We start from the raw sequence: 25,217 nt of genomic DNA, 5'->3' as shown, positions 1-25,217 counted from the left end.
AGAATCCATCAGAAGCAGGCCGGCAAAAATGGTTCAATGGCCCTTATTTCAAAAGACTTCATGAAGTAAAATGCAGAGGCTGCTTACTATCCAAGCTGTCGATTGCCGAAGATGGATTTAAGCATAGGCGGCGTAATCAGCGTCGTAATAATGACAACAAGCACAAGCGGCGTAAAGTATTCCTCTTGAAATAGGCCTCCTGCAAGGCCTGTCGTCGCAATGATCAAGGCCACTTCCCCTCGGGATACCATTCCAGCGCCGATTCCAAGCGAGCTTCGATGATTAAATCCCGTTAGTCTCGCTCCAAGACCGCTGCCAAAGAGCTTCGTTACGACCGCGATGAAGCTGAAGGCGATAATAAACCACACATATTCGCCCAGTCCCGTAAAGGTGACCTTAAGCCCGACACTAACAAAAAAGATCGGGACAAAGATGGCATAAGCAATCGGCTCGATGCGATCCTCCACCTCATGCTTAAAGGGCGTTTGCGAGATGGCGATGCCCGCAGCGAACGCACCGATAATGCCTGCGACGCCCAGATAATCAGCTGCATATGAGAACAAGAAGCAGACAATTAAGGCGGCGCTGATAATAGCCTCTGTTACTTTTAGAGGAGCCAGCCATTTCATGATATAGGGAACGACCCACCAACCAACAATAATCGCTCCTGCAAAGAATGCCAGCTTTTTGATGATAACGACTGCAAGATTGACTTCTCCACCGCCAAGAAGGCTTAGCATGAAGGCAAGCATAATCACGACCAAGACATCGTCAACGACAGCAGCGCCAAGAATGGTTGTGCCTTCACGCGTACTAAGCTGCCCCATATCCTTCAAAGTCTGTACCGAGATGCTCACCGAGGTTGCGCAGAGCAATAGCCCGATAAACATCGCCTGCGTAGAGGCAAGCCCAAAAGCCAAGCCCCCGAGATATCCGCCGATAAAAGGCAGCACGATGCCGCCGACAGCGACGGCGAAGGCCGACTTCCAATTTTGCTTCAGCTGGTCCATATCTGTTTCGAGCCCAGCAATAAACATGAGCAGTATAACGCCGACATCCGCCATTTGTGTAATTAGATGGCCTTCGGTGATCCAGCCAAGCGCCGCGGGCCCAAGCAGAATCCCCACGATCAGCTTGCCAAGCACCGACGGCTGCCCCAGCCGAACGGACAGGTCTCCGGCTAGCTTTGTTGCCGTCAGAATGATAAGCAGCATCAGCATCAATTCCATAGGGTCACCTTCCTCTTGATCATATTCCAACAGCTCATGGTTATTCTTCTTCTTTTTCCCCTTAATTAAACAAAACGAAGAAGGACGCTGTTCTCAGCGCCCCTCATTACGATCCTATTCGTTTGATTATGGTGCGGGCGTCTGCTTCATGACGCCCTTCGTCTCCTCAACCGCATAGTCACTGAAGGTTGAGATGACGCTATGATATTCATCGATATCCGTTATTCGTATACCATCTTGAAGCTGCTTAAGCACCTGTGGAGGCAGGGCGCTCTCCATAGACTCCACATCCAGCTGGAAGAACGTGCGCATCACATTGTCTTTTTCAGGCACATCGTCATATAAAGTGAGATTGCCGTCTTTATCAAGGCCAATATAAGCGCGTTCCTTGCAATCTTCCGACAAATCATCAATTCGCTCTTCGAGTACAATCTCATGCTTTGCGTTCATCACTGCACTCCAGTTCGGATGTTCGAGCAGCAATTGAATCACCTGTGATGGCGCTTGCTTTCCTAGTGACTTATCGACATGACCGCATATATACGAAGTTCGTTGAATCACTTTCAGCTTCTTTTTCTCGCCCATCAGCTGCTCAATGACCTGCTTGTGAGCGTTTTGAGCCAAGGCTTCGCTGCTCGCAGCAAATGCAGCTTGTACCTCCGAATTATCCGGTATAGCGCGATCTGTGAGCTTGCGTGACTCATCCATCATACGAATTCCAATCGTAAAGATGGCGGCGAATAATAAAAAGACAGCCAACGACCACAACGGACGCTTCCATCGCTTCAAGCGTTTTTTCAATTTCAGTCGCAATGACAATTGAACTAACAAACGACGTTCTTTCGTCATAATGAATCCCCTTCATTTCCTTCTTTTTTTTCTAGTGTGACCATCTGAAGGGGATTCTTATACTTGCATCCTTTCAAACCTGCAAACTAACCTTAGTAAGAGCCTTTATCTGCAGGAAGCCAGCTCTGACGCTTTGTTGCACTCCACAAACCAATAGCAAAAAGCAATCCGCTAAGCAGCAATGTCATAAAGACCGTAACCCCTACTGAAAATGACGGGGGCTGTTCCATCAGCATATACTGCGCGCCTTCGATAAGCTTAGAAGGATTAAGGAGATAGGAATCCTTCCATAGCAAGTTTATAAGTCCAAACAGCAATGCGATAGCAAGTGTTGAGAAGGCTGCGGCCGCACCGCTTGCAAGCCATAAGCTCATCACAACAGCAAGAGTGACAATAAAGCAGAACCAGCCTAATGCAACTATTGCTGCCGTGAGAACAGCAAGTGCAGGAATAGGTTCGAACAGCTGCACCGTGTAATACCACGCGCCCGCATAGCCTATGCTGAATGCTGGAATCGTGAGGCACATTGCGGCAGCCCATTTCGCTGCCAAGTAAGACGCAGGGGATACGGGCTTCGTTAATATCGCCCCTGCAACCCCGCTCCTTACCTCTGATGAGATGGTTCCCATCGTCGCAAGGACCAACAAGAGAATGCCGACCGTGTTAAACTGGCTAAGCACTTGGCCAAGTATTTCCCCTGAGGTTGGCGTAGGCAGCTGTATCATCGTGCCTTCCGGCAGACTGCCCGTACTGGCAAGAATATCGGGGAGGAACTTCATGGTTATGGGCTGGGAAATACCGAGCAAAAGGAAGACGAGCGGCACCCACAGCCATTTATAATGACGAATGAGCTCCATCCATTCTTTTTGAAATAAAATCAGGGTGTTCCTCATCTTGCAACCACCTCCATGAACAGCTGTTCCAATGATATCACGCCTGCATCAAACCGCGAGAGCGGAATACGCTTCCTTTGGACCTCCTGAAGCAGCGCTTGCCTTGCCTTGTTCATATCATTAGTATGGAGTGCTGCGGTATACCCCGAAATCTCCGTTTTTGTTATGGAAGGAAGCTGAGACAAGCTTGATAGCCAGTCTTGCATTTCACTAAATCGCTCCACTTCTATTGTAATTACAGTGCCCTCAGACTCTTTGCGAAGCTCTGCCCATTCGCCTTGCTTCACGATCGAGCCTTCCTTCATCAGGACAAGATCATCGCATAGCTCTTCCACTTCATGCAGAACATGCGTCGAGAATAAGAGTGTGATCTCGCCTTTCATGGATTGCAAAAGACTCATCACCTCTCTGCGGCCAATCGGATCAAGGGCGGAGACCGGTTCATCCAGAAGCAGAATAGAAGGCTCGTGGATCATTGCTTGAGCCAGCCCAAGCCGCTGCCTCATGCCGCCAGAATACCCGCCAATCCTTCTGTCTGCCGCTTCTGCCAACCCCGTTGTCTCAAGCCACTGGCCAGCCCTCGACGCTGCTTCCTTGCGGCTCAGACCGCTCAGCTTCCCAATGAATCGCAGCCATTCTCTGCCTGTCATCCAGTCGCTGAAGCTTGGAGCCTGCGGCAAAAACCCTAGATGGGGCCTAAGATCGCTACCAACACTCTTTCCTGCACTCGTTCGAAGCGATACCGTCCCGCTTGTAGGCTTCAACAAACCTGTCAGCATATGAAGCGTCGTTGTTTTTCCCGCTCCATTCGGACCTAATAATGCTGTGCACTTGCCTTCTCGAATCGTAAGGTTAAGCGGATGAACGGCTGTATGAGAGCCAAAGCTCTTGGTAAGCTGCTTGATAACCAGGCTGCTCATCTGCGATCCCTCCTTCCAACCACGAAATAAGCGATCGTGCCAATTAGATTAAGGCCAATAATCAGTATAATCCACAGCCACTTTGGACCTCTCGTATATGGCGTTCTTGCAAGCGAGATCAGTGCCGTTATCATCAGGATGAGCTGCAGTACAATAAGCGGCATAATCAAATGCCAAGGAATCGTTTGCCAAGTATCCATCCGTTACCCCTCCCAAGGTATTGCTTAATCTGATTTAGAACGTCTCCATGGTTTCACTGCAAATAATACATATACAAGTGTCGGCATCGGAACATTCATGAATCCCCACAGTGCCCAGAGCCAAGGGAAGCGCCCTGACTTCCTTGCGTGTATGAACAGGCCGGTGCCCTGTACAACCAGGATCGGGATGAGAATCAACCATACCCACACAGGAACCTCTTCAGGACTATTCACTTGTGCTCCCCCTCATCTCTTTTTTTCGATAAAAGGAAGTCAAGATCAAGTAGCCGGCTGCACCAATGCCAAGTGCAATTTGAATCCCAATATAGAGGATCAACTCACGGTGCATAAGTATCAAGCTGCCTGCAATCACAAAGGCTGCAAGGATCCATAGCCATGCGAGTTCTTTCCACAGCTTGTGCTTTAATCGCCGTTTATGGTGTACGAGCATCTGGAACATATCTTCTTCAGATGGCATTGGTGTACGCTCATTTAGCTGATCCAACTGATTCCAACTGTTAAGCAGCTTCTGCGTCAGCTCTTGATCCTGCAGCAACTGGGGATCTGCTTGTACTGGATTCTTATCTCTTGTCATTGCTCCTTCATCTCCTTTCTTATTTGTTCCGTACCATAATGTACACGGGACTTGACGGTACCCTCGCTGCACTGCATGATCGCGGCAATCTCAGGATAGGCGTATCCATAATAATGCTTCAGCAGAATCGCCGCTCGCTGCTCTGGGGGAAGCTGCTGGAGCATTTCCATAGCTTCGCTCCATTCCAATTGATTCGTCTCCACCTGATAGCGAATCAGCCGTCCTTCCTGTTCAAGCCATCGTCTCTCTACCTTCATCCGCTTCAGTCGATCCAAGTACAATCGAGTCGCAATGGTGATCAGCCAGGAGGAGAATTTGGACTTTCCATTGTAGGTATGAAGCTTCTCCATCGCTCGAAGCATTGTATCTTGAACCAGATCATCCGTTAAGCTTGGATTCATGGTCAGCTTAAGCATATAACCGCGAACCATGGCATAATGCTGTCGCAGCAGGAGCGCAAGCGCCTCCGTATTGCCTTGCTGAGCTTGTTGAATCAGCTGCTGTTCAGACAAGCATTCTCACGCTCCTTTCTTTTGATATAAGCAATGGGATGTGACTCTTCAGCTTCATTCCATCCGCTCACCTTTTCCTTGCCATTGTTCAGCTTATATAACGGCATGTTGTGGATTGCAATCGTCATTAATACGATCTGCTTTATGCAATCGTTCATTTTTTCGAAAAAAGTTATTAAAGCAGTGTAAACTCTCTAATGCTTAGATAGCATCTGGGAACATAAGCTTCATTCTAACTCACTTCTAATGAAAGCTCTGCAATGAAGCAACCGCAGATCAAGGGAAATGCATAATACATACTTTACACATCGGAATTATTTATATAGAATTAACTATTACTTATTTCAACAAAATGGGCAGATAAATGTGAAGGTGACATGGAGGATGTACAGATACCCCACTTTAGTCCTTTCTCCATGATTTATGAATACTCTCATACATTCAAAGGAGCAGATGCTGATGGCACAAAAGCGCATTGATCATGTTGGCATTATTGTACGAGACATTGAAAAAACGATTCGTTTCTATACCACCATTGTCGGTCTTGAACTCAAACAGCGGGTAACCCACACAAACGGCATTTTCCAGCTGGCCTTTCTAGGTTTTAACGGCCAAGACGAGACGGAAGTAGAACTGATTCAAGGATACAGCGACCAGCTCCCTAGTGAAGGGACGGTTCATCATTTTGCCATACATGTTGAGGATGTTGAAGCTGAATTCCAACGTTTGAAGGATACGGATGCTCCATTTTTGGATGAGCAAATAACGACCTTGCCTAATGGATACCGTTATTTCTTTATTTCTGGTCCAGAGGGCGAATGGATTGAATTTTTCCAACGCTAATGAAAAAAAGAGAAATCAAAGCACACAAAAGAGCTCATCCATAAAAAGATGAGCGAAGATCGTATAAAACGCTGTCTTGGCTGTCCATCCTATAAGGGATAGGAGGTGAAGAGAGCCATGGCAAAAGATGTGCTTTGTGAAGTAAACAACTGCAAATTCTGGGCACCAGGCAACAAATGCAACGCTTCTTCGATTTATGTGGTCAGCCATCGTGGACAGCAAGCGAAGAACTCCCAGGAAACCGACTGCAAAACGTTTGAGCCTAAGATCTAAACCTTGTCCCTATGCGAGGCAGCCTCCTCCAAGGCTGCTTTGTCCATTTCTAACCTTGCCTGCCACACTATTCTTATACTGATAATTATTCTCATTATCATTCTTGATTATTCATAGCTATCTTGCATTGTTGATCGCCGCGATTAAGATATCTTCCTGATCCAGCGTTCATATAAGCTAATGGAAAGCAGCAGCCAGCTGGCACTCGCTAAGTAGCCTGCCAAAACATCTGTAGGATAATGAACGCCAAGATACACTCGGCTTAACCCAATGAGCACAATAAAGCAGCCGCTCAATGTCAGCAGCACGATGCGTCCAGCTCGATTCGGGATGTGCTTCCATAGCAAATAGGTGACCGTCCCGTACAAGCTGAACGCAGCCATGGAATGCCCGCTTGGGAAGCTGTACCCGCCTACCTCAATCAAGCGGTTAAGGGTGGGTCGCGGACGCACGATTATGATCTTCAACAACTGATTTAAGCAAGCAGAAGTAAGTGAGACAAATACAAGCAGTTCCAATTCTCTTCGATGACGGAGTACAGCAAATAACACAATCATTATCGCAAGCGTGATCATAATGAGCAGCAAGCCTTCCCCCGTCTTGGTAATCAGCAGCATGGCTTTGGTTAACAGCGGGCTCTCCAGACCTTGAATCGTCTCAATGATCAATAGATCGAATGAGGATAGCCGATCAGTCAGCACTAGCCAAGCAAAGATAATAAATAAGGCTGCAAGGACCACGGAGATACTCATACTGCGTCTAGCTGTCTTGGAAGCATTCATTCATCTAATCCCTTTCTGTTGTTTCAGGCCTGTTGCAATCCCTAATAAGGGACTTTTCACTTACGATACCAGATGAGCAATATGATTGCTAAGGGAAGCATAGACCAGAAGCATTAGGTGTATTGTATCCAGCGGACAAAATATGCAATCTTACGAACAAGTATATTTTAACGACCATCCTGCATTAGTCTTGTCCTAGCATTCAAGATGAATCCTCCAGTTCCTCTGTTAGAAAAGAAAACAAAAAACCGCCCAATGGCGGTTTTTCTTATGTAAGTCCATGATTTGAATAAGATGGTCGGGACGACACGATTTGAACATGCGACCCCTTGGTCCCAAACCAAGTGCTCTACCAAGCTGAGCTACGTCCCGTTTTTGAATTGGTGCCGGTGAGAGGACTCGAACCTCCACGGTTTCCCTCACGATTTTGAGTCGCGCGCGTCTGCCAATTCCGCCACACCGGCTTAATCCATTTCAATAAAAAGTGGCGCGCCCTAAGAGATTCGAACTCCTGGCCTTTTGATTCGTAGTCAAACGCTCTATCCAGCTGAGCTAAGGGCGCATATAAAATTCTGGAGCGGACAACGAGATTCGAACTCGCGACCCTCGCCTTGGCAAGGCGATACTCTACCACTGAGCTATGTCCGCATATCTTCCAAATACTCTCTTTTCCTCACTTATACGCTCGTTTTCAGCAACTCGTGTTTCGCGAGGACAAGAATTAATATATCATACACAAAATAGATTTGCAAACCTTTTTTTCGAATTTTGTCGAAGGGAAATATTGACTGACTTTAGCCGCTACATGCTCCCATCGCTGCATCAACATGAGTACTCCTTAGCGTTAGGTATTCAACAAGAAGAGGCTGCCTGTTCTTAGCACAGACAGCCCTCCCTGTACATTAGCAAGGCCGCTCTCCTGCCAAACAGCTCGAACAGCGTTCAACAGCCCTGCTTCACTTACATACATCTTTTAATTCTTATAATCAAGCACAACCATCTGATGGCAGTCAAGCTTCGGAACAATATAGGAGATGCCATGAGCCGTCTTCTCGAATGGAACAGCCTCCATCTGCGGAGCAAGATAGACATGCGCAACCTCTACAGGCAATCGCACTTCTACCTTCACTTCATAGAGCGGTACAATATCCTCAATGATCTCGACCCGCTCTCCCCGCTTCACTGGTGAGGCATACAGCAAATGATGCACATAGCGTTTTTCCCCAGCTTGATGCTGAATGGTGGTGACGCCTTGAGCAGGCAGCGAAGTCACGATGGATTGCTTCTCTCCTAATAGGCGAGCAAGAGCATAAAGCACCATTTCCTTTAGAACAAGACTGCCCTTCGTTGCATAGTCTTCAAAGACATTCCACGCAATATAGATGCTTTGCTTCGTCTCCACCATGCCAGGACCGCCATATTCACCCGAAGTCGGCGTGTGCTGGTGAGAACTGAATTGGAAGGCTTCACGGTTAAAGTACGGGTCTTCTCTTCTTCCAAGCTCGATGCCATCCATCAAAGCGATGCGGCGCCCTTGACTGTACATAATATAGGATGCCGGCTCACAGTTAGACATCTCGAAGTCTGGATAGAAGTAGTCTGGCTTATAAGGGTTCTCACCCAAATCCTCAATACCGAGCGGTAGCATGCTCTTCGTCCCTTCCGGGTTCAGTCCCGAGCGGCCAGAAGCTAGGAGCTTGCCCCCACCAGCAAGATAGCTCTCTACCTTCTTGAGAATCGGCTCCGTCATCAATATGGAGTCAGGCAGAATCACAACCTTATATTCGCTCCAATCGGATTCCAGATCAACCACGTTAAACAAAATGTTGCCCTCGAGCAGCATGCGCACTGCCCCCATGTCGATCCTGCCAGAGAACATCGAGCCGCTATCCTGCTGAATTCGCGCAGCTTCGACCGTAAAGAGAGCTACGTCTGCATGGTTTATCGTATCTGCACACCATGCCTCCTTCTGCTCCACTTCCTGATAGGCTTTGCCGATTAAGGAGTACGTCGCATGGTCCATCAATCCTTCTGGATGAAGCTGGTCGCCAATCGAGCAGCGAGCCCCATTGGCAATGCTTAAAGCTGCTTCATAACGCAGGGCATTCGGGTGTTTGTATCCTCCGAATTCCCCCCAGAACGTGTGAAACTTTCCCGTCATGCCGAGGAAATCCATGCCTGACTGCTGCACATATCGAGCTGACAATGGGAAATGGTCATACCCCCATCCTCCTGTTGGCAGTGACTCCAGTTCAAGATGAGAATTCATGCGCGCCAGTTCAAATCTTCCTTGATGGACATGGCCTTCATTATGGAAGACGGGATGACCAGGCTTAATCGCATCAATCGCCTCTCGCACTCGCTTCGTATAATGAGCATAGATGCGCTGTCCATTGGCCTTCACTTGCTCAGGGTCCTTGGGATCCATGCCATCATTGAGCATTTGCTTCAGACAGGTTGGGCAATAGCATTTGCGCTCCCCGACAATGTCAAGGAAGATCCCATCTCCGTCATATTTGCGAACAACCTCTTGAATCTGTTCAAGCATGAGATCCAAATACGGAGTATTGAGACAAAACTGATGGTACCCAGGCTTCATAAAGGAATCCACCCAGTTCGTCTTATCCTCTTCATTTCTCATCAGCCACTCTGGATGCTCCCACGCCAGATGCTCATCCAATCCTACGGAGAGATAAATCGGTACTTTGACATCAATCTCATGAGCAGCCTCAATCTGGGCAGCGAGCAGATCAAACGATAGTCCCGGATGTTTGGGAATCGTTTCTGACGGAAAGTAAGCGTACCCATGATGGCATTTGGCAAAGATCGTAATCGAATCAACATGTCCGAGCTTCAGCATATCCTGAAACTGTGATTTAGAAAATTTTCTTCCGATGTTCGGAATAAGTCCAGAGGTATGAAAGTCGAGATGCACTTGTCTAAATCGCATAATATCCTCCTATAGATGACTTTTATTTGGCCTCATTGTATCATTGACCTAACGTTTTCGTATTTAGGCAAGCTTCCATCAGGTTATAAATTATTCCGATATATTGCTCATGAATTGGAGGCGTCATCCATGCAGGATCTAACGGACATTACCCCTTATGTGCGTGCTGCTCATCTGTACAATTATCGTGGTGAGCGAGATGAACAGCGAAGAAGAGGATATGGTTATGCCTGTCACCTTTTTATCGAAGGTCATGGCCATATGCTGGTTGAGGATCAATGCCATCCCATCTCAAATGGAACCCTTATCTTTGTTCGACCAGGAGAATGGCATTTATTTGAGCATGCGCCCATGGAGACAATGGATGCTTACAATATTTATTTTGATCTGTGGACCGCCCCGGCTCCACATCAGCCGAACTTTGCCTATGAATGGGATCAGTACCAGCAGGAGTGGATGACAGCCATCAGGAACTGCAAGCCGCTTGATCTGCTGCCAACCTCCATGTCGCTGCGCTCCTATCCCCACCTCATTGATCTCATGAAGCTGACCTTAGCTGCCTTCAATCAGCAGGGAGCTTATACACAAGAAGCCGCTGCCTCGCTTCTTAAGAGCTGGCTCTTGCAATGGGCACATATCGCGAGCGTTAATAAGCCCATAGATGAGCGCATTGCCCATGTTGTCGAAGAGATGGACAATCATCCAGAGACCCGCGCTTCTCATGAGGAATGGTGTGCGATAAGCGGGCTTGAGAAATCTCAGTTCTACCGTCTCTTCAAGCAGGAGATGGGAATCACCCCTAAAGCTTATTTGCTTGACGCCAGAATGAAAAAGGCGTGTGTGCTGCTCATGGAAAGCAGGCAGACCATTACACATATTGCGCTAGAGCTCGGCTATGACTCTATTCATTATTTTACGAATCAATTCCGGGAAAAATATGGCATCAGCCCTTCTGAATACCGTCTTGGCAGAGCTTATCACGAGATTAAGCGCTTCACTTAATGGATTGTGCCGTTCCCCATTGCGCCTTGATCACATATATTCTAATAATTGGCTTTATCTGCTTGTGAATGATTGCCGCCCTAGGTCCATTAGGGCTGCTTTATTCAGCCTTACAAGGAGGTTATCCTGTGAACGGAGCACTAAGTCTTCACAGCATTGGCACGATTTATGAGCCAACAGGCTATGCTAATGCGAATCGGCAGATGATCAAGGAGCTCACCAAGCTGCAGGTGTCCGTTCGCTATACACCGATCCACCCCGAGACTGTTCAGATTCCGATCGAAGCAGATCAAGCCGCATTTTTCAATCAGCTTGTGCATACAGCGCTTCCTCCAAACCATCCCGTCCTCATCCATTATCCCGCTCAATATTTTTTCAAGCCTGTTCAGCAATATACGATTGGAATGACCATGTTCGAATGCCATAGGCTGCCTCGTTCATGGGCTAGAATGTGCAATATGATGAATGAGGTCTGGGTGCCGTCCCGCTTCAATCAAGAGTCTTTCGCCAGAAGCGGCGTTCCTCTGCATAAGCTGAAGGTCATGCCCTACGGTGTAGATTGCGATGTCTTTCGCAAGAGGCCTACTTCCTTATCCATTCCGAATCTTCGAAGCTTTGTCTTCCTCTGTATATGCTCTTTTGATGACCGCAAAGGTGTGGAACGTCTCGTTGCAGCCTTCGCAACTGAATTCTCCGAGCAAGAAGATGTGTGCCTGCTGATCAAGTCGAGGGCCAGCAGCATAGAGGAGATCCATCGGCAGCATGCTCAAATCAAAGCCACAGCAGAGCGGATCAGCGGTACACCTCGCCCCTCGATTCAACTGCTCTCTTCCGTAGAAGCTTGGTCCGAGGAACAGCTGGTTGATCTTTATAACCTTGCAGACGGCTACGTGCTGCCTACACGGGGGGAAGGCTGGAGCTTAACTGTAATGGAAGCAATGGCGTGCGAACTGCCTGTCATTACGACCAATTGGTCCGCTCATTTGGACTTCCTGCATGAAGGCAACAGCTTCCTTATTCCCATTCGAGGCTTAGTAGCTTCAAGCCCCTCCACTCCTCGGATATGCTGGGCTGATCCAGATCCAATTGCGCTAAGACAGCTGATGCGCCACGTTGTTAGTCATCCAGAGGACGCACGAATGAAGGCGGCATGGGCACGGCAGACGGTAGCCGAACAATATACGTGGAGGCAATGTGCAGAGAGGATTGCTCTCAGGCTTAGAGAGCTCTCAATTCATTAGCTAGGAGAGAGACTCATGATGATTAGTGCCATCATCCCTACGATTAACCATATAGAGCTGGTCCAGCAATGTGTCAACAGCTACCAGGCAACAACATTCGATCTCAAGAGCGAGATTATTGTTGTTGATGATGGGAGCGCAGCCTCTGTGCAAGAGGCGCTCATTCCATGGGCAAGAGACAACCAAGTCCACCTTATCGCCAATGCCGTGAATGAAGGCTTCAGCAAAGCCGTGAACGCTGGCATACAGCAATCAAGCGGTGATTATGTCATCTTGATCAACAACGATATCGTGTTCCAGCAGCCTGGCTGGCTGAACCTCATGATTGACACGATGAAGCAGGACTCCCGTATCGGTATTGTTGGGGCAAGATTGCTGTATGCGAACCAGACGATTCAGCATGGCGGAGTCGTCCCTTCCTTGCGAGGCAACTTTGATCATCGCTATCGCTTCCAGCCTGCTGACTACCCTCCAGCTCTTGCTGTAGAGGATGCGCATGCCGTAACCGGGGCATTAATGCTTATCTCAAGAGCGCTGATAGATGAGATTGGCCCGCTATCCGAGCGCTACTTTATTGCATATGAAGATGTGGACTACTGCTATCGTGCGAAGCAGCACGGGTATCGTGTCGTATATTGCGGCACTGCTCATGCGGTGCATCTTGAAGGCTACACGCGAGGAACAACGAAGCTCAACAAGAATCGCTACTGGCGTCACAAGGAGCTTGAAGCACGGAAGCTGTTCTGGTCCACGTGGAGAGGGGAGCAATTGTAGCTGATGAGTACGTTAGAAATCGTATATGTATTGGAGAAAGTTGGTTTGTCTGGTGGAATAAAAAATGTGATGGAGCAAGTCAATCGTCTTCATGAAGCAGGTGTTCATGTCCAGCTGTTCGCACTCGAAGGCGACCCTTCTTGGTTTCCTTTGAAGGTGCCGCTCAGAAGCTTCGCCAATTATAATGCCATGTATAAGGAGCTTAAAAAAGTCCGCGGCATCAAGATTGCAACCTGGTGGAAGACGATGGCGGTTGTATGGAACAGCTGTGATCCGAATCAAGGCGGGCAGGGCATTCCGATGTACCTCGTTCAAGACATCGAAGAGAGCTATTATCCCGCGCTCAAAGACATGCAAGAACGCGTTCGTCATACCTATCGTCTGCCTGTGCACATGCTGACCATCGCAGACTGGACGACAAATCAGCTGTTTGAGCGTTTCCATAAGACGGCGGACAATATCTCCATTGCGGTCGATACGGAGATCTTCAAGCCGAATCGAACACAAGATCATGATCCGTACCGGATACTGGCCTGCAGCCGCAGAAGTCAGCACTTGAAGGGCTTTGAAGTGACGCTTCGCGCCGTGCAGGGGCTTGCCAAATATGAACCGCGCGCTTCCTTCGTAACCTTCGGCATTGAGCGGCCCAAGGTCCGCGGCATCTCGACCATGCACTTTCCTTTTCCCGATGATGCTCAGATCGCATACTTATATGCCAACTGCGGTGTCTTCGTTCAAACCTCCCATCACGAAGGCTTCGGCCTTCCCATTCTAGAGGCAATGGCCTGCGGCGCGCCTGTCGTTACGACTCGTGCTGAAGGCAATGAGGAATTCTGCAAAGACAATTGGAACTGCATACTCGTCAATAAAGGGGATGCGAGCGCAGTGATGAACGGCATTCATCGCATTATGAATGATCCGGAGTTCACACAATTTTTGACCGCTAATGCGATTGAAACAGCGAAGACATACAACTGGCCGCGCGTCATCAACAAGCTGCTTCATGTATTCAATCGCTTTGCCCCTGCCCCTACCTCATCCTAAGCGTCTTAATCTGAAGGAAGCCTAATCCTATAGGGGGTGAGCCTCATTCTTCAGCTTGTCTGGCAAGGTAATGTGTTCGACTTTACCGGCTATGCCAAAGCAACTCGCCAGTATGTTCTGGCTTTGCACGAGAGCGGCGTGGATGTAAAACTCGAAGCCTTCCACGCTGCAATGCCCGAGATTGAGCTGCCCCGTGAGCAGCGGGAGGTTCTTCATCATCTTGCTGTAAAGCGAAAGATAAGAACCAAGCGCCGCATCTATGTGCTTCATTCCATCCCCGATCTCTGGAAGCGCAAGCTGCACCCTTCCATTGGCTTCACCTATTGGGAGACGTCCAAAATCCCTGATCGCTGGGTGCATCAGGCCAATCAGATGAACGCCCTATTTTTGCCGAGTGCGAACAATATGGAAGTCTTTCGTGCCTCTGGAGTGAAGGTCCCGCTGTATCATATCCGCCCATGCCTGCATATCCCAAAGGAAAGAGCAGGCTCCCATCACGTACCTGGGTACCTTCAGAATCTGCCTCCCTTCCGATTCTTAGCCGTAGGCTCCTGGATTGAACGCAAAGGCATGGATCTTCTCCTAAAAGCATTCTGGGAAGAGTTTGGCCCCGAGGACCCTGTATGCCTCGTAATCAAAACAGCAGCAGGCCCTGACCTGCATCAGAGCGTTGCACAGATGAAAAGTGAATTGGGCATTCATCATCCAACCGCTCCGCTCTATCTTGACCTTGAGTTCCGCAGTGAATGGCAGATGGATGCTCTGTTCCGTCATTGCCAGGCCTTTGTCCACGTCAGCCGCGGGGAAGGAGTCGGCTATCCGATGCTGGAGGCTGCGGTTAGAGGGCTGCCGATTATTGCTACCGGCTGGGGTGGCCATACTGACTTTTTGAATGAGTACAACAGCTATCCTGTCCCATTCACCTTCGTTCCCGTGAAGCCGCAGCATTACTTTGATGGTTATCAGCGTGATCAGCTGTGGGCAGAATGCTCTGTTGACGCGCTGCGTTCCCTTATGCGGCATGTGGCCGACAACTATCAGGAGGCTGCAGCCAAGGGCTTATATGCGCAGCAGGCTGCTACTTCCCTGTTTACTCCGCGGGAAGCTGCTCAAGACATGATCAAAGCGCTTAGTCATATGACCGGATCACCGGTTGTATAACACAAGCGCTTTTTCTTTGTTTACTACATGATTGATTGTAAGTATATTCTGCAGTCTGCAAGTTTATATTGGGTCCTATTGCCATATTAAAAAATTCTACTCTAAAGCCCAAAGATTATTCGCCTTTTCAAATATCTTTTGTATGCTCTCTCTGTTGTTTTCAATAACAGCTACTGATTGTTCAAATTCATTATCACTTTGTCCGTCTAATCGAAGGGCATTACCATTCGAATCTACTATTATCTCATAACCACCGCTCTCATCTTCTACACGTAGTCCGTACTCATATCCTCCAAACACTTCTGGCCAAATAACGAGAGTGCAAGCGGCACCTGGAGCAACAGCCGCTAAATTACCAGTAAAAAATAAATAAATTGGCTTTTCAACATTAAAGTTGTATCCATCAGAATCCACAATATGATGAGACCCATATTTGTCCTTTGGAACCAACTCCGTATAAGGAGTATATTTAAACGCTACATAAACAAACCATGTAATATTCCAAACCGTAAAGATCAGCAGCAAGATACCCGTCACAAGCCGAATGATTTTTTTCTGTGTTATTTTCATAAGTGAATAATCCGCTCACCTCTCATTTTTATTTCCTCGTCATGAGTCACCATAATCACCGTTTTTCCTTGAGTATGGAACTGCTTAATAATGTCCAGTACAACCTCTGCATTTTTGCTGTCGAGCGAACCTGTTGGTTCATCCGCAAGGATAATATCACATTTTTTTATCATTAGTCTTGATAACGCAACCCTCTGCTGTTCTCCTCCGGATAATGTGTATATTTTTTTATTAAGTTTATCCGCTAGCCCGACCCATTCCAAAGCCTGTTCAATAGACACTCCCGATCGGCATTCTTTACGAACAAAGTTTAGATTTTCTTTCACAGTCTTGTTTTCAACAAGTGCAAAATTCTGAAAAAGAAGACCCAGTTTAAATTTGAAGTAATGAAGTTGGTTTTTTCTTTTTTGAATATTAAGGTTATCTACAAGGATTTCGCCGTTGTCAATGGGTTCAATAGCCCCAATCATATTGAGAAGAGTCGTTTTCCCACATCCGCTTGGACCTGAGAAAATAACGAACTCGCCTTTTTCTACTTTTAAATTCAGGTTAGCAAACAAAGGTTTATCTTCAAAAGACTTTGATACGTTATTGATCTCAATCATAGGCTTCCCCCCTTTAATATTTTTTGAATATTGGCTCTTTCAAGCTTCCGTATATAAGACAAGATAATGAAGGGTTCGATGGCTAATATAAGAAGACTTCCATAAATCAAATAATCATAAAAATGTTCTGCATCGGTGAACAGCCTTAATATTGATGCTGCAGCAATTCCTAGCAGCGTAGGAATTACGGTAATCAGTAAAATTTTTCGATTTTTTTGCCATACCGTATGTCCTAATACTTTTTTAATGCTTAACTCTATCGCATTCACTTTATACTCCAATCTTAGGATAGTCGTAATAATAATGAACTCCAAAAATAAGATTAGTAGAGTCAGGATTACATTTAAGTACAAGGTTCTCTTGATGATGCTCCACTGATACTCATATTTCTCAAGGACATTTGTTAGCTGGTAGTGAAGCTCATTGGTTTCCGAATTGTGTTCCGCAACAAAACTGTCTAGCTGATCGGGAGAAATCTTGTACAAAATATCATGGGCGTAATCCCAACGGAAATGACTGGCGTTCGCCAAATCCACCCTATTAGTTAAATCCATATTGTTATAAACAATAATCGGGAGCTTCATATAATAACTACCGTTTATAGAAAATTCATCTATACAAATTATCTTGGGATTTCCTTTATAAAAGATAATATCGTAGTCGTAATCGAACTTTGTTTGTTCCACTAGTTCAACATTATTTTTCAGTTGACTGATTAGATTCTTGTCATTCTTCAAATCCTCAGGCAAAATAAAATATAGTTCTTTTTGCGAATTAATCATGCTTAATTCTTCAATATGATCTTGCAAGTAAGGTAAGCTGTTTTGATTTGCCAGCATGACATTGTTACCTAATACGCCAGAAGTAACAAGCTGTGTAGCATCAAAGTCTTTGAAGAACTTACGGTAAAACGTTTCCGTAACCAAAAAGGAGTCTTCAAGCGAGTTGTCTTCACTCTGCTCTGGTGTAAGCCTATATTGCAGTTTTACATAAAAATAATCGGCATGTTCTTTAAAAAAAGCGCGCTGTTGATAAAATTGTAAACTCTCAACTATAACAGCAATATTGCTAGAAACAACTGTTAATGTAATCATTACACTGAAGATTTTCAAACCGTAATTCATAACCAATAATTTCTTAGAGCTTTTAGTATCTGCCATTGCTTCCTTTATATTATAAAAATAGAACGTGAGATATAACAAAGCATTAAAAAATAACATGCTCATGAAAACAACAAAAGAAATATCAAAGTGAAAGAACGTACTTGTATAATATCGCACAGTAAAAAATGTCCCAAAAAAAACAAGGGAATACACGATCGTATCCAAAGCTATATTTTTAAACATAACAACGCTTGTTCGCTCACCCAAAGAGATTCGAATAAAGCTTTCTTTTTTTTGTAAAGTGACGTCGTAATAGGATAGAAATAACAGCACAAACGAAATCAATAACCAAATAGAAAAAATAGTCACCTTTCCCGAGCTGTCATATCCTTCTTGGGGAAAATTCCCTGCATACACGCCATTCAAGCTGTCTTTAAAATTAAAAACAGCATCCTTTGCGCCAATCAGGTAATATTGGGTGATGCTCGTCAAGTCTTCATTCTGTACAAGTTGTTCAAGCGAATGAAAAACGATATTTTTAGTTCCAGATAGTATACTAGGGTAACTCTTTCCTTTAATTTGAAAGTGATCCCGTATATATTTCTCTGTGCCCACAGTTCCATAAATACGACGTTCACTTAACAGCATACTCTTCACATCTGATACAACTGTAAAGACTTGTACGTCATTTTGCTCAGCGGCTTTTTTTATATCTTCCACCATTTTTTGCTCCGTATTATTAGGAGATCCATTCAAGAAAAGAGTAGTGCTATAGTTCTGGGTTTCAAAATTATCCAAGTAAAGTTGATAGCTTTCACCCGTAATGAAAAACCCAATTAAGATCAGGATAAAACTAATGACAAACTTTATTTTTTTCAAAAGAATGCGCTCCTTTAATAAGGTCACCAAATGTATACAAGGCAAATTGCCCTGAGCTGCTATTGCTTATCGCGCCAAGACTTGATAGTTCCTTACCGTCTGATATTAATGAGGTGATTATTTACTAAGGTGGGGTGATTAATTAAAGTAGTAGGTATATATTTAATCGCAAATCAATTGATCTATTGAGTTATCATCAATTTTCGTTCATCCAATCATTCATTTGTTTTCGTAAGGCCTTTCTTGCACGATGAAGCTTTTGTTGAATGATTTCTGACGTTGTTAGAAGCTCAGCAGCTATTTCTTGATAAGATAATTGTTTTTTCCAGCGCAACTCAATCAAGATTCTATAGATGAAGAAAACATATTCAATATGTATACACTATACAGAACACATTATACTAACATTTAACTTTATTTGCCACATTTTATAAGAATTAAACAAATTTACCTGTAAGCCTTAGAAAGAAATAACTCGATAAGAGTTTTCACCCACCTTTTAACAATCTATAATTTCAGTAGAAATACTGGAGGTAAATCAAATGCTGAAAGTTAACCGGGACGATAAACGCCCCATTTGGCAGCAACTAGTAGACCAAGCGATTCATAATATTACAACTGGCAAATGGCCGCCTGGGGAATTGCTGCTCCCTTCCCGAGAACTCGCACAATTGATCGGCGTTTCCCGTTCAACCATTCAGACCGTGTACGAAGAACTATTCAGTCGCGGGTACACGATAACCTCTCGCCGCGGCGGAACGAGAGTTAGCGATTGCGCCTGTGCGACGCGTCCTACAGAAGACGGTGCAATTCAAGGAATAATTCCCCCTGAATTGCCTTTATTAAATGCTGCAGTCGGTCATTTGCAAAGTTGGTTTGGAGATAAAGAACATCAAAAAGCAGAGATCGATTTTAGTCCCCATGAGCCGTATTTGGATGAACATTTTCAAAGAAATTGGAGAACCTCCTTTTTACAGGCCTCCACTAAAACAGACTTGGACAGTTGGGCTTACGGTGACCCTTATGGATTTTTGCCGCTGCGAGAACAAATTCAACGCTATCTGTCACTTGAGAGAGGGGTTCATGTGAGTACCGATCAAATCCTGTTAACCTCAGGCGCACAGCATAGCATCGATTTGATCGCCCAAGCCCTCTTGCATGAAGGAGAAACGGTTTCCGTTGAAGACCCGGGCTTCCCAGCGGCCTGGATGGCGATGAAGTATCGGCGAATGCAAGTTGCCTCTGTTCCGGTCGATGAGTATGGGCTTTGCCCAGACCATATTCACCCTGAATCCAAGCTTGTGTTTGTCACGCCATCACACCAGTGCGCAGTGGGAGTCATTATGTCGGAGCCTCGCAGGCAGCAATTGCTGAAAATGGCTGCTCAACATCGATTTTGGATCGTGGAAGATGATTATGACAGTGAATTTCGATATCGCGGCGATCCACTTCCTACCTTGTTCAGCCAACAACCTCAAAACACGTTGTATATGGTTAGTTTCTCTAAAATGATCGCTCCAGGCATTCGAATATCCGCGATCATCGGCCCCAAAGAGGCCATTCGTCAGCTTGCTAAGGTCCATGAGTTCACCTATCGCCAGCTTCCAGTTATGGAGCAATTAACCCTTACTCATTTCATTGAACACGGTCATTTTATGCGCCATATGAGACGAGTGCGAAATGTATATCGGCGCAGGCACGAAGCCATGACAAAGGCTATCATTACGTCAGGTCTGAGTGAACACTTCACATTGAGCGGCGTAGAAACGGGGTTGCATATGCTTCTTGAGGCGGAGCCGGCATTTGACGAAGAGGCGGTGACGGCCTTAGCGCTCGAAAAAGGAATTCGGGTGTATCCGCTTAGCAAATATTGTTTGGAAAGCGATCGAAAAGGTTGGGTTCTCGGTTTCGCTAAAGTCGATGAAACAACCATTAAAGAAGGCATTTATCGTCTAGCAGGGATGCTGCTATGATACAGGCATCCCTGCTGCGTTTTATTTTTCCCTCATAGCCCCGACCAGCGAGCCGTTTCCAGTCTCTTCGCCAGCATGATGCTATCCTGCGCTGTTCGGCTGATAGTGAAACAAGCTCCCGCTCTGTATCTGCGCATTATTGTTTTTGCTCAGCGTGTTGCCTTCCACCGAGCCGGTATCGCTTGCTTTGCCATTTCCCATGAATCAATAGATGTGCTGCCAAACCCGCAACAAGTCCCCAAAATGCCCCGCCGACACCAAGCAAGGTCACATTCGCGGCTGTCGCTAAAAATGTAATCAATGCCGTCTCACGTCCCTTTGGATCCGTTAAAGCGCCAGCGAGACTGCCGCCAATGGTACCTAGCAATGCTAAGCCCGCTAACGTGGCGATAAAGGTCGCAGGAAGAATCAAAAACAGTGCAGCCAACGTCACGCCAAAGATCCCGACAACAATGTAGAACATGCCACAGACAATGCCGGCAATGTAACGTTTTTTTGAATCCTCATGCGCGTCTTTCCCCGTGCAAATCGCTGCTGTAATGGCTGCTACATTAAAAGCGTGCGAGCCAAATGGCGCTGCAAGGAGCGAGCCGATGCCTGTTACAGTCAAGATCGGGTTCGCGCTCGTCTTGAAGCCGTCATTGCGCAATACGAGCATTCCAGGCATGTATTGTCCCGTTAAGGTAATAATGAACAGCGGCAAAGCAACGCCCAGTGTGGCATGCAACGAAAACTCAGGAACGACAAAGACGGGTGAGGCAATCGCCAATCGGATCGTGCTGAAATCGGCTTTCCCCGTGCTAATCAAATACACCAATCCGATGGCCAATATGCCTACAATCGCATAGCGGGATGTGAAGCGTCTTAGCACGATATAAGCGGCAAACAGGATCACAACAAGCAATGGATCAACTTGCGCTCCTCCGAAGGCCGAAATGCCAAACTGCAATAAAATGCCTGCTAGCAGCCCTGAAGCGATGCCAGAAGGAATGAGTCCAACGAAGCGCTCAAACATGCCCGATAACCCTAGAGCAATAAATCCTAAAGCCGAGATAAGATAAGCGCCGATGGCTTCCGGATAAGGAGTTACCGCCAAAGCTGAAACGAGAAAAGCCACGCCTGGCGTTGACCAAGCAGTAATAATGGGCTCCCGGTATCGAAAGCTTAGCCATATCCCAGTTATACCTACCCCAATAGAGATTGACCAAATCCATGAAGCGGTCATTTCAGGACTTAATCCCGCAACCTTTGCTGCCTGAAACACGAGAATAAAAGTACCCCCATAGTTCACAATGACCGATATTAAGGCGGCTATAGATGGCGATATCCAATCACGGCCGCGCAGCGAAGTTGATGCATTGCTCATATTCGTTCTCCTGCCCCTCTCCTAATCATCCTGCCCCTCTCCTAATCATCCTGACTCGCGTGTTCGTTCCAGTAATAGCTGTCTGGCAAGTAACGTTCACCAAATACGCTTGTTCCTACGCGAATGAGGGTAGCGCCTTCTTCGATAGCCACCTTGAAATCACCGGACATGCCCATGGAGAGGATATCCATTTCTACTCGCGGCAGCTTTTTATCCTTAATTTGAGTTTGAATCTTTTTTAATAATCGGAAGCAGTTCCGGGTCTCGTCGTTTGTGGCATTCAGTTTTCCTATAGTCATTAAGCCTTTTACGTTCAACGTTTCAAGCTGGGACAATTGTTCTGCTAATTCCAATGCCATATCCGGCGAAGCGCCAAATTTGCTTTCTTCATAGGACGTGTTGATTTGTATCAGAATATCCATGGTCTTGTTCTCCTTGATTAGCTGCTTGTGTAAAGCCTGTCCCAATTTCAAACGATCGACAGAATGAATGAGCGTAACATATTTGACCACATCCTTCACTTTATTCGTTTGCAGATGACCAATAAAATGCCATTCCACCTCTTTATACTGCTGCATCAGTGGAAATTTGCCCCGTAATTCCTGCGCTTTGTTTTCTCCAAACAGCGTTTGACCCGCTTTCATTGCCATTTGCAGCTTTTCAAGCGGTACAGTCTTGGTTGCCAATAATAATTGCACGTCATCGATGCTGCGCCCCGAGGCTTGGCAAGCCAACTCCATTTGCTGAATTACGGTTTTGAGATTTTCTTCAACTTGATTCCCCATGTCTCCTACCCCTCTTTCTACTAACCTTTCGTCAAAAGTTTGATTAAAGAATTAGACACCAGTATATCAATGGATGGATTGGATATATATATCCAAAAAGGATGGTTTGGAGCAATCCAAAAAGAAAAGCCGCCAGATTGGCGGCTTTTCCAAACAAATGCTAGTAAGGCTATGCTAGCATTCCGTACAGGTCATAATTATTCCCATTTTACTTTAGCAGCTCTTGCTATAATTTTATCTTACAATCTTGCTGTATTTCATATTAATTGCCAAGTGTTTCTGCGCCATGTTCCCTCATTCACTTAATGAGGACTGCTAGCTCGTAACCTCCGAAGAACCATTTATATCAATTTACTTTGCACTGTAGCGACGTTTATACACCAACCGATACAGACTCAGGCAATGTGCTTCCTCCATCAATTACAAACTGCCCACCGGTTATGTAGCTGGATTCGTCACTGCCTAGAAATGCTGCCAACTCGCCTACCTCTGTCGGCAATCCCAAGCGGCGCATTGGAATCGCTTTTGCCATTTCCTCAAGTACAGCCTCTGGATTAGCTGGATTGGATTGTACTGCGATGCTTTCTGCCATCGGTGTACGTGCATAACCTAGCTGAATTGCATTGACACGAATCTTCTTTGTTGCATATTCTACAGCCAACGCTTTGGTAAAACCGATTAATGCGGATTTGGATAACGCATATGCAACTTCACCAGGATCAGCAACCAAATCACCCGTTACCGAAGACATCACAACAATATTCCCGCCGTTATCCTTTAGCATATAAGGCAACACCGCTTTTGTTGAGTTCCAGACTCCCTTAATATTCACGTTAATGTGAAAATCAAGATCCGACTCGCTCATTTCAAGAAAATCCCCCAATTTGCATACACCAGCAATCGCACAGAGAATATCAATCCTGCCAAATTTGCTTATTCCTTTTTCCACTGCTGCTTTGCAAGATTCGATCTTCGTCACATCGATTGTTTCAGCTATGACCTCAACGCCATATTCAGCGGCAAGCTCATGTGCCACTTGCTCCACATCTGGATTTATATCAGCTAATATCAGATTAGCTCCATGATGTGCGTAAACCTTGGCAATTCCTGCTCCGAGTCCCATCGCAGCTCCTGTAATAAAGGCTGTTTTTCCGCTCAATTTCTTCATTGTATGTCATCCTCCTCATTATCATGTTCGTCACGAACAATGCAAACTATTATTTCAATATTCCTGCTTTGCTCTTAGTGAGATGCAACGCAGCAAGTACGGCTAAAAGACCATCAATCAATTTTGAAACAAACATGGGCAAAAGATATGTAGACAGCTATGGGTTTCGCAAAAAGAAGTTTGTTATAAAATTCACAAAAACATATGCACCTGGCATAGTAGAGGCTAATCTGACTTGCGCGCTGACTTTATATCATCCCTCCTTTGATATGAGATTGAAAATACTCGATATACACTAAGTATAAAAGTCTCTACCACTTGAGAGTCAATAACGGGATTGCCCCTGTTTGTGAGACAGGGATCAGTCCCAACTTGCTTAGTGCCCTTTTTTAATTAGATTTTTTCACAGGGAAGCGAATCTCGGTCACATATTCATTGCTATTAGGAGTGTGTGTAAATTCCACTACATAGATTTCTATCGGATCTCCAATAATTTCATATTGGTTCTCCTCAATCCATCGAACAAGCTTTGTATAGTACGGCAACATCTGATTATAGTGTCCTGTCGTTACAATCCCTGCTGTCAAAAATCCACCAAATTGCTTCATATTCGGATTACTAGCATCATATTCTTCCACGGGAATAAAAACCTCCAACTGTCCGTTATCAAAGAAAAACTGATGAGTATAATGTTCATGGAACACCGCCATGATAGGATGGGTTCTCTTATACCCATACTCATCTAACAATTGATAGAGCTCTGCAAAACGATCCCAAAAAATCTCATCCACCGATATTCTTGAAACGCTATCCGAGTACAAGCAATTATAGACAGGCAGCTCCGCTAGGAAAATTTGATCATCTGCAACAGTTTGCCCCCGATTCATTAGCACACGGGATAAAATCTGGCGACTTGTTTCTACTAATTGTTTTGATTTTTCCAATTCCAAAATCTTTTTCTCAATAACCTTTCTTTTCTGCGTCAATATATCATTAAGTGTATGTAGCGATTCAGCCTCTAAAATATCGGCCATCTCTTTCACTGATATGCCCCTTAATCGTAATTCTCGAATGGATAATGCCGTCAAAATCTGCTCCTCTGAGTAATAACGATAATGAGATTGCTCATCTCTATATGCGGGAACAAGAATTTTCTTCTCATCATAGAATCTTATCGAAGGAATACTAAGCCCGCTTATCCGGGACATGTCACCTACGCTATATCTTTTTTGATTTCTGTTTGCATATTTCGTCATGATTCAAATGACCTCCTCACGAAGCATTACAAACCCTTTTGTCATGAAAGTAAGGCATATTCTTATCCAGTATAGACTCCCCTTATCGAAACTCCGTCACATATTTATTTCCATATTAAACGTTTCCTCAGTGGCAGATAGGCAAACGACATTGAAACCTTGGCATCCTTGAACCCGTCATTGTACACCAATCAAAATAGCACCCCAAGGTTAAATGATGGCAGATACATTACTACTCTTGACA

28 protein-coding genes and 4 tRNA genes are annotated in these 25,217 nt (G+C 45.6%); 8 read left to right on the top strand and 24 right to left on the bottom strand.

Annotation, left to right across the window (positions count from 1 at the left end; translation table 11 throughout):
- Window positions 1–86 precede the first annotated feature (86 nt).
- The 9 genes from B9Y93_RS00290 to B9Y93_RS24430 form a co-directional block, all read right to left on the bottom strand.
- Window positions 87–1,229 (bottom strand): cation:proton antiporter, encoded by a 1,143-nt coding sequence (locus B9Y93_RS00290; RefSeq protein WP_085492383.1) that lies wholly within the window; start codon window positions 1,227–1,229, stop codon window positions 87–89.
- A 126-nt stretch (window positions 1,230–1,355) separates the two neighbouring features.
- Complete coding sequence (locus tag B9Y93_RS00285; protein ID WP_085492382.1) at window positions 1,356–2,078, bottom strand: BofC C-terminal domain-containing protein; 723 nt, start codon at window positions 2,076–2,078, stop codon at window positions 1,356–1,358.
- Between the two features lie 92 nt (window positions 2,079–2,170).
- Entirely contained in the window at window positions 2,171–2,971 is an 801-nt protein-coding gene (locus tag B9Y93_RS00280) for an ABC transporter permease (protein ID WP_085492381.1), read from the bottom strand.
- A complete protein-coding gene (locus B9Y93_RS00275) occupies window positions 2,968–3,891 on the bottom strand; it encodes an ABC transporter ATP-binding protein (RefSeq protein ID WP_085492380.1) in 924 nt (307 codons plus the stop codon). The genes B9Y93_RS00280 and B9Y93_RS00275 overlap by 4 nt, the downstream gene beginning before the upstream one ends.
- Window positions 3,888–4,091 carry a PLDc N-terminal domain-containing protein gene (locus B9Y93_RS00270; protein WP_085492379.1) on the bottom strand — a complete coding sequence of 68 codons (204 nt, stop codon included), beginning with the start codon at window positions 4,089–4,091 and terminating at the stop codon, window positions 3,888–3,890. Before B9Y93_RS00270 ends, B9Y93_RS00275 begins: the two co-directional genes overlap by 4 nt.
- Window positions 4,092–4,115: 24 nt before the next feature.
- Window positions 4,116–4,325, bottom strand: a complete 210-nt coding sequence (locus tag B9Y93_RS00265; RefSeq protein WP_085492378.1) for a sigmaY antisigma factor component — start codon at window positions 4,323–4,325, stop codon at window positions 4,116–4,118.
- On the bottom strand, window positions 4,318–4,686 hold the full coding sequence (locus B9Y93_RS00260) for a YxlC family protein (protein WP_085492377.1): 369 nt from the start codon (window positions 4,684–4,686) through the stop codon (window positions 4,318–4,320). The genes B9Y93_RS00265 and B9Y93_RS00260 overlap by 8 nt, the downstream gene beginning before the upstream one ends.
- Window positions 4,683–5,198, bottom strand: coding sequence for an RNA polymerase sigma factor SigY (sigY, locus tag B9Y93_RS00255; RefSeq protein WP_085492376.1), 516 nt, complete (start codon window positions 5,196–5,198; stop codon window positions 4,683–4,685). The genes B9Y93_RS00260 and sigY overlap by 4 nt, the downstream gene beginning before the upstream one ends.
- Complete coding sequence (locus tag B9Y93_RS24430) at window positions 5,180–5,326, bottom strand: hypothetical protein (protein ID WP_176228804.1); 147 nt, start codon at window positions 5,324–5,326, stop codon at window positions 5,180–5,182. The genes sigY and B9Y93_RS24430 overlap by 19 nt, the downstream gene beginning before the upstream one ends.
- Window positions 5,327–5,657: 331 nt before the next feature.
- Between B9Y93_RS24430 and B9Y93_RS00250 the strand changes: the two genes are divergently transcribed.
- Together B9Y93_RS00250 and B9Y93_RS00245 are read left to right on the top strand one after the other, a co-directional pair.
- A complete protein-coding gene (locus B9Y93_RS00250; protein WP_085492375.1) occupies window positions 5,658–6,041 on the top strand; it encodes a VOC family protein in 384 nt (127 codons plus the stop codon).
- Between the two features lie 117 nt (window positions 6,042–6,158).
- Window positions 6,159–6,314, top strand: a complete 156-nt coding sequence (locus B9Y93_RS00245) for a DUF1540 domain-containing protein (protein ID WP_085492374.1) — start codon at window positions 6,159–6,161, stop codon at window positions 6,312–6,314.
- A gap of 143 nt (window positions 6,315–6,457) precedes the next feature.
- Here B9Y93_RS00245 and B9Y93_RS00240 read toward each other — a convergent pair whose 3' ends face one another.
- From B9Y93_RS00240 to B9Y93_RS00215, 7 genes are all read right to left on the bottom strand, one after another.
- Window positions 6,458–7,096 carry a phosphatase PAP2 family protein gene (locus B9Y93_RS00240; protein WP_085492373.1) on the bottom strand — a complete coding sequence of 213 codons (639 nt, stop codon included), beginning with the start codon at window positions 7,094–7,096 and terminating at the stop codon, window positions 6,458–6,460.
- A gap of 295 nt (window positions 7,097–7,391) precedes the next feature.
- Window positions 7,392–7,468 (bottom strand) — tRNA-Pro (locus B9Y93_RS00235).
- A gap of 9 nt (window positions 7,469–7,477) precedes the next feature.
- Window positions 7,478–7,560: transfer RNA gene (locus tag B9Y93_RS00230), tRNA-Leu, on the bottom strand.
- A gap of 21 nt (window positions 7,561–7,581) precedes the next feature.
- Window positions 7,582–7,658, bottom strand: a tRNA-Arg gene (locus B9Y93_RS00225).
- An 11-nt stretch (window positions 7,659–7,669) separates the two neighbouring features.
- A tRNA-Gly gene (locus B9Y93_RS00220) sits at window positions 7,670–7,744 on the bottom strand.
- A 196-nt stretch (window positions 7,745–7,940) separates the two neighbouring features.
- Window positions 7,941–8,066, bottom strand: a complete 126-nt coding sequence (locus B9Y93_RS24995) for a hypothetical protein (protein ID WP_280522872.1) — start codon at window positions 8,064–8,066, stop codon at window positions 7,941–7,943.
- Between the two features lie 3 nt (window positions 8,067–8,069).
- Window positions 8,070–10,046 carry an alpha-amylase family protein gene (locus B9Y93_RS00215; protein WP_085492372.1) on the bottom strand — a complete coding sequence of 659 codons (1,977 nt, stop codon included), beginning with the start codon at window positions 10,044–10,046 and terminating at the stop codon, window positions 8,070–8,072.
- A 129-nt stretch (window positions 10,047–10,175) separates the two neighbouring features.
- Between B9Y93_RS00215 and B9Y93_RS00210 the strand changes: the two genes are divergently transcribed.
- From B9Y93_RS00210 to B9Y93_RS00190, 5 genes are all read left to right on the top strand, one after another.
- Window positions 10,176–11,048: a helix-turn-helix transcriptional regulator gene (locus B9Y93_RS00210; protein ID WP_085492371.1), complete on the top strand. Its 873-nt coding sequence runs from the start codon at window positions 10,176–10,178 to the stop codon at window positions 11,046–11,048.
- A gap of 128 nt (window positions 11,049–11,176) precedes the next feature.
- Entirely contained in the window at window positions 11,177–12,289 is a 1,113-nt protein-coding gene (locus B9Y93_RS00205) for a glycosyltransferase family 4 protein (protein ID WP_085492370.1), read from the top strand.
- A gap of 15 nt (window positions 12,290–12,304) precedes the next feature.
- Window positions 12,305–13,063, top strand: coding sequence for a glycosyltransferase family 2 protein (locus B9Y93_RS00200; RefSeq protein ID WP_244903248.1), 759 nt, complete (start codon window positions 12,305–12,307; stop codon window positions 13,061–13,063).
- 3 nt (window positions 13,064–13,066) lie between these two features.
- Window positions 13,067–14,107 carry a glycosyltransferase family 4 protein gene (locus tag B9Y93_RS00195; protein ID WP_085492369.1) on the top strand — a complete coding sequence of 347 codons (1,041 nt, stop codon included), beginning with the start codon at window positions 13,067–13,069 and terminating at the stop codon, window positions 14,105–14,107.
- A gap of 36 nt (window positions 14,108–14,143) precedes the next feature.
- On the top strand, window positions 14,144–15,268 hold the full coding sequence (locus B9Y93_RS00190; RefSeq protein WP_244903247.1) for a glycosyltransferase: 1,125 nt from the start codon (window positions 14,144–14,146) through the stop codon (window positions 15,266–15,268).
- 96 nt (window positions 15,269–15,364) lie between these two features.
- On the opposite strand, the gene B9Y93_RS00185 is transcribed toward B9Y93_RS00190, so the two are convergent.
- From B9Y93_RS00185 to B9Y93_RS25140, 4 genes are all read right to left on the bottom strand, one after another.
- A complete protein-coding gene (locus B9Y93_RS00185) occupies window positions 15,365–15,838 on the bottom strand; it encodes a hypothetical protein (RefSeq protein ID WP_085492368.1) in 474 nt (157 codons plus the stop codon).
- Window positions 15,835–16,443 carry a cell division ATP-binding protein FtsE gene (locus B9Y93_RS00180; protein ID WP_085492367.1) on the bottom strand — a complete coding sequence of 203 codons (609 nt, stop codon included), beginning with the start codon at window positions 16,441–16,443 and terminating at the stop codon, window positions 15,835–15,837. The genes B9Y93_RS00185 and B9Y93_RS00180 overlap by 4 nt, the downstream gene beginning before the upstream one ends.
- Entirely contained in the window at window positions 16,440–18,425 is a 1,986-nt protein-coding gene (locus B9Y93_RS00175) for a hypothetical protein (RefSeq protein ID WP_085492366.1), read from the bottom strand. Before B9Y93_RS00175 ends, B9Y93_RS00180 begins: the two co-directional genes overlap by 4 nt.
- 196 nt (window positions 18,426–18,621) lie before the next feature.
- Window positions 18,622–18,768, bottom strand: coding sequence for a sigma factor-like helix-turn-helix DNA-binding protein (locus tag B9Y93_RS25140; RefSeq protein WP_425320326.1), 147 nt, complete (start codon window positions 18,766–18,768; stop codon window positions 18,622–18,624).
- Window positions 18,769–18,967: 199 nt separating this feature from the next.
- Between B9Y93_RS25140 and pdxR the strand changes: the two genes are divergently transcribed.
- A complete protein-coding gene (gene pdxR, locus B9Y93_RS00170; protein WP_085492365.1) occupies window positions 18,968–20,398 on the top strand; it encodes a MocR-like pyridoxine biosynthesis transcription factor PdxR in 1,431 nt (476 codons plus the stop codon).
- A 136-nt stretch (window positions 20,399–20,534) separates the two neighbouring features.
- Here pdxR and B9Y93_RS00165 read toward each other — a convergent pair whose 3' ends face one another.
- The 4 genes from B9Y93_RS00165 to B9Y93_RS00150 all read right to left on the bottom strand — a co-directional run bounded on the left by B9Y93_RS00165 (window position 20,535) and on the right by B9Y93_RS00150 (window position 24,973).
- On the bottom strand, window positions 20,535–21,764 hold the full coding sequence (locus tag B9Y93_RS00165) for a benzoate/H(+) symporter BenE family transporter (RefSeq protein ID WP_085492364.1): 1,230 nt from the start codon (window positions 21,762–21,764) through the stop codon (window positions 20,535–20,537).
- A 41-nt stretch (window positions 21,765–21,805) separates the two neighbouring features.
- A complete protein-coding gene (locus B9Y93_RS00160) occupies window positions 21,806–22,549 on the bottom strand; it encodes a YggS family pyridoxal phosphate-dependent enzyme (protein ID WP_085492363.1) in 744 nt (247 codons plus the stop codon).
- A gap of 373 nt (window positions 22,550–22,922) precedes the next feature.
- Complete coding sequence (gene ucpA / locus B9Y93_RS00155) at window positions 22,923–23,717, bottom strand: SDR family oxidoreductase UcpA (RefSeq protein ID WP_085492362.1); 795 nt, start codon at window positions 23,715–23,717, stop codon at window positions 22,923–22,925.
- A 389-nt stretch (window positions 23,718–24,106) separates the two neighbouring features.
- A complete protein-coding gene (locus tag B9Y93_RS00150; protein WP_085492361.1) occupies window positions 24,107–24,973 on the bottom strand; it encodes a MerR family transcriptional regulator in 867 nt (288 codons plus the stop codon).
- Between the last annotated feature and the right edge of the window lie 244 nt (window positions 24,974–25,217).

The organism is Paenibacillus aquistagni (assembly GCF_900177815.1).
Lineage (GTDB): Bacteria > Bacillota > Bacilli > Paenibacillales > Paenibacillaceae > Paenibacillus_B > Paenibacillus_B aquistagni.
Note: the sequence above shows the minus strand (reverse complement) of the source record. Positions and strands in the feature narration are given on the sequence as shown.

What these genes read in the sequence shown, in the direction of transcription:
- B9Y93_RS00290 (WP_085492383.1), bottom strand. Translation starts at nt 1,229, where the DNA reads ATGGAATTGATGCTGATGCTGCTTATCATTCTGACGGCAACAAAGCTA.
- B9Y93_RS00285 (WP_085492382.1), bottom strand. Translation starts at nt 2,078, where the DNA reads ATGACGAAAGAACGTCGTTTGTTAGTTCAATTGTCATTGCGACTGAAA.
- B9Y93_RS00280 (WP_085492381.1), bottom strand. Translation starts at nt 2,971, where the DNA reads ATGAGGAACACCCTGATTTTATTTCAAAAAGAATGGATGGAGCTCATT.
- B9Y93_RS00275 (WP_085492380.1), bottom strand. Translation starts at nt 3,891, where the DNA reads ATGAGCAGCCTGGTTATCAAGCAGCTTACCAAGAGCTTTGGCTCTCAT.
- B9Y93_RS00270 (WP_085492379.1), bottom strand. Translation starts at nt 4,091, where the DNA reads ATGGATACTTGGCAAACGATTCCTTGGCATTTGATTATGCCGCTTATT.
- B9Y93_RS00260 (WP_085492377.1), bottom strand. Translation starts at nt 4,686, where the DNA reads ATGACAAGAGATAAGAATCCAGTACAAGCAGATCCCCAGTTGCTGCAG.
- B9Y93_RS24430 (WP_176228804.1), bottom strand. Translation starts at nt 5,326, where the DNA reads ATGACGATTGCAATCCACAACATGCCGTTATATAAGCTGAACAATGGC.
- B9Y93_RS00250 (WP_085492375.1), top strand. Translation starts at nt 5,658, where the DNA reads ATGGCACAAAAGCGCATTGATCATGTTGGCATTATTGTACGAGACATT.
- B9Y93_RS00245 (WP_085492374.1), top strand. Translation starts at nt 6,159, where the DNA reads ATGGCAAAAGATGTGCTTTGTGAAGTAAACAACTGCAAATTCTGGGCA.
- B9Y93_RS00240 (WP_085492373.1), bottom strand. Translation starts at nt 7,096, where the DNA reads ATGAATGCTTCCAAGACAGCTAGACGCAGTATGAGTATCTCCGTGGTC.
- B9Y93_RS24995 (WP_280522872.1), bottom strand. Translation starts at nt 8,066, where the DNA reads ATGTATGTAAGTGAAGCAGGGCTGTTGAACGCTGTTCGAGCTGTTTGG.
- B9Y93_RS00215 (WP_085492372.1), bottom strand. Translation starts at nt 10,046, where the DNA reads ATGCGATTTAGACAAGTGCATCTCGACTTTCATACCTCTGGACTTATT.
- B9Y93_RS00210 (WP_085492371.1), top strand. Translation starts at nt 10,176, where the DNA reads ATGCAGGATCTAACGGACATTACCCCTTATGTGCGTGCTGCTCATCTG.
- B9Y93_RS00200 (WP_244903248.1), top strand. Translation starts at nt 12,305, where the DNA reads ATGATGATTAGTGCCATCATCCCTACGATTAACCATATAGAGCTGGTC.
- B9Y93_RS00195 (WP_085492369.1), top strand. Translation starts at nt 13,067, where the DNA reads ATGAGTACGTTAGAAATCGTATATGTATTGGAGAAAGTTGGTTTGTCT.
- B9Y93_RS00185 (WP_085492368.1), bottom strand. Translation starts at nt 15,838, where the DNA reads ATGAAAATAACACAGAAAAAAATCATTCGGCTTGTGACGGGTATCTTG.
- B9Y93_RS00180 (WP_085492367.1), bottom strand. Translation starts at nt 16,443, where the DNA reads ATGATTGAGATCAATAACGTATCAAAGTCTTTTGAAGATAAACCTTTG.
- pdxR (WP_085492365.1), top strand. Translation starts at nt 18,968, where the DNA reads ATGCTGAAAGTTAACCGGGACGATAAACGCCCCATTTGGCAGCAACTA.
- B9Y93_RS00165 (WP_085492364.1), bottom strand. Translation starts at nt 21,764, where the DNA reads ATGAGCAATGCATCAACTTCGCTGCGCGGCCGTGATTGGATATCGCCA.
- B9Y93_RS00160 (WP_085492363.1), bottom strand. Translation starts at nt 22,549, where the DNA reads ATGGGGAATCAAGTTGAAGAAAATCTCAAAACCGTAATTCAGCAAATG.
- ucpA (WP_085492362.1), bottom strand. Translation starts at nt 23,717, where the DNA reads ATGAAGAAATTGAGCGGAAAAACAGCCTTTATTACAGGAGCTGCGATG.
- B9Y93_RS00150 (WP_085492361.1), bottom strand. Translation starts at nt 24,973, where the DNA reads ATGACGAAATATGCAAACAGAAATCAAAAAAGATATAGCGTAGGTGAC.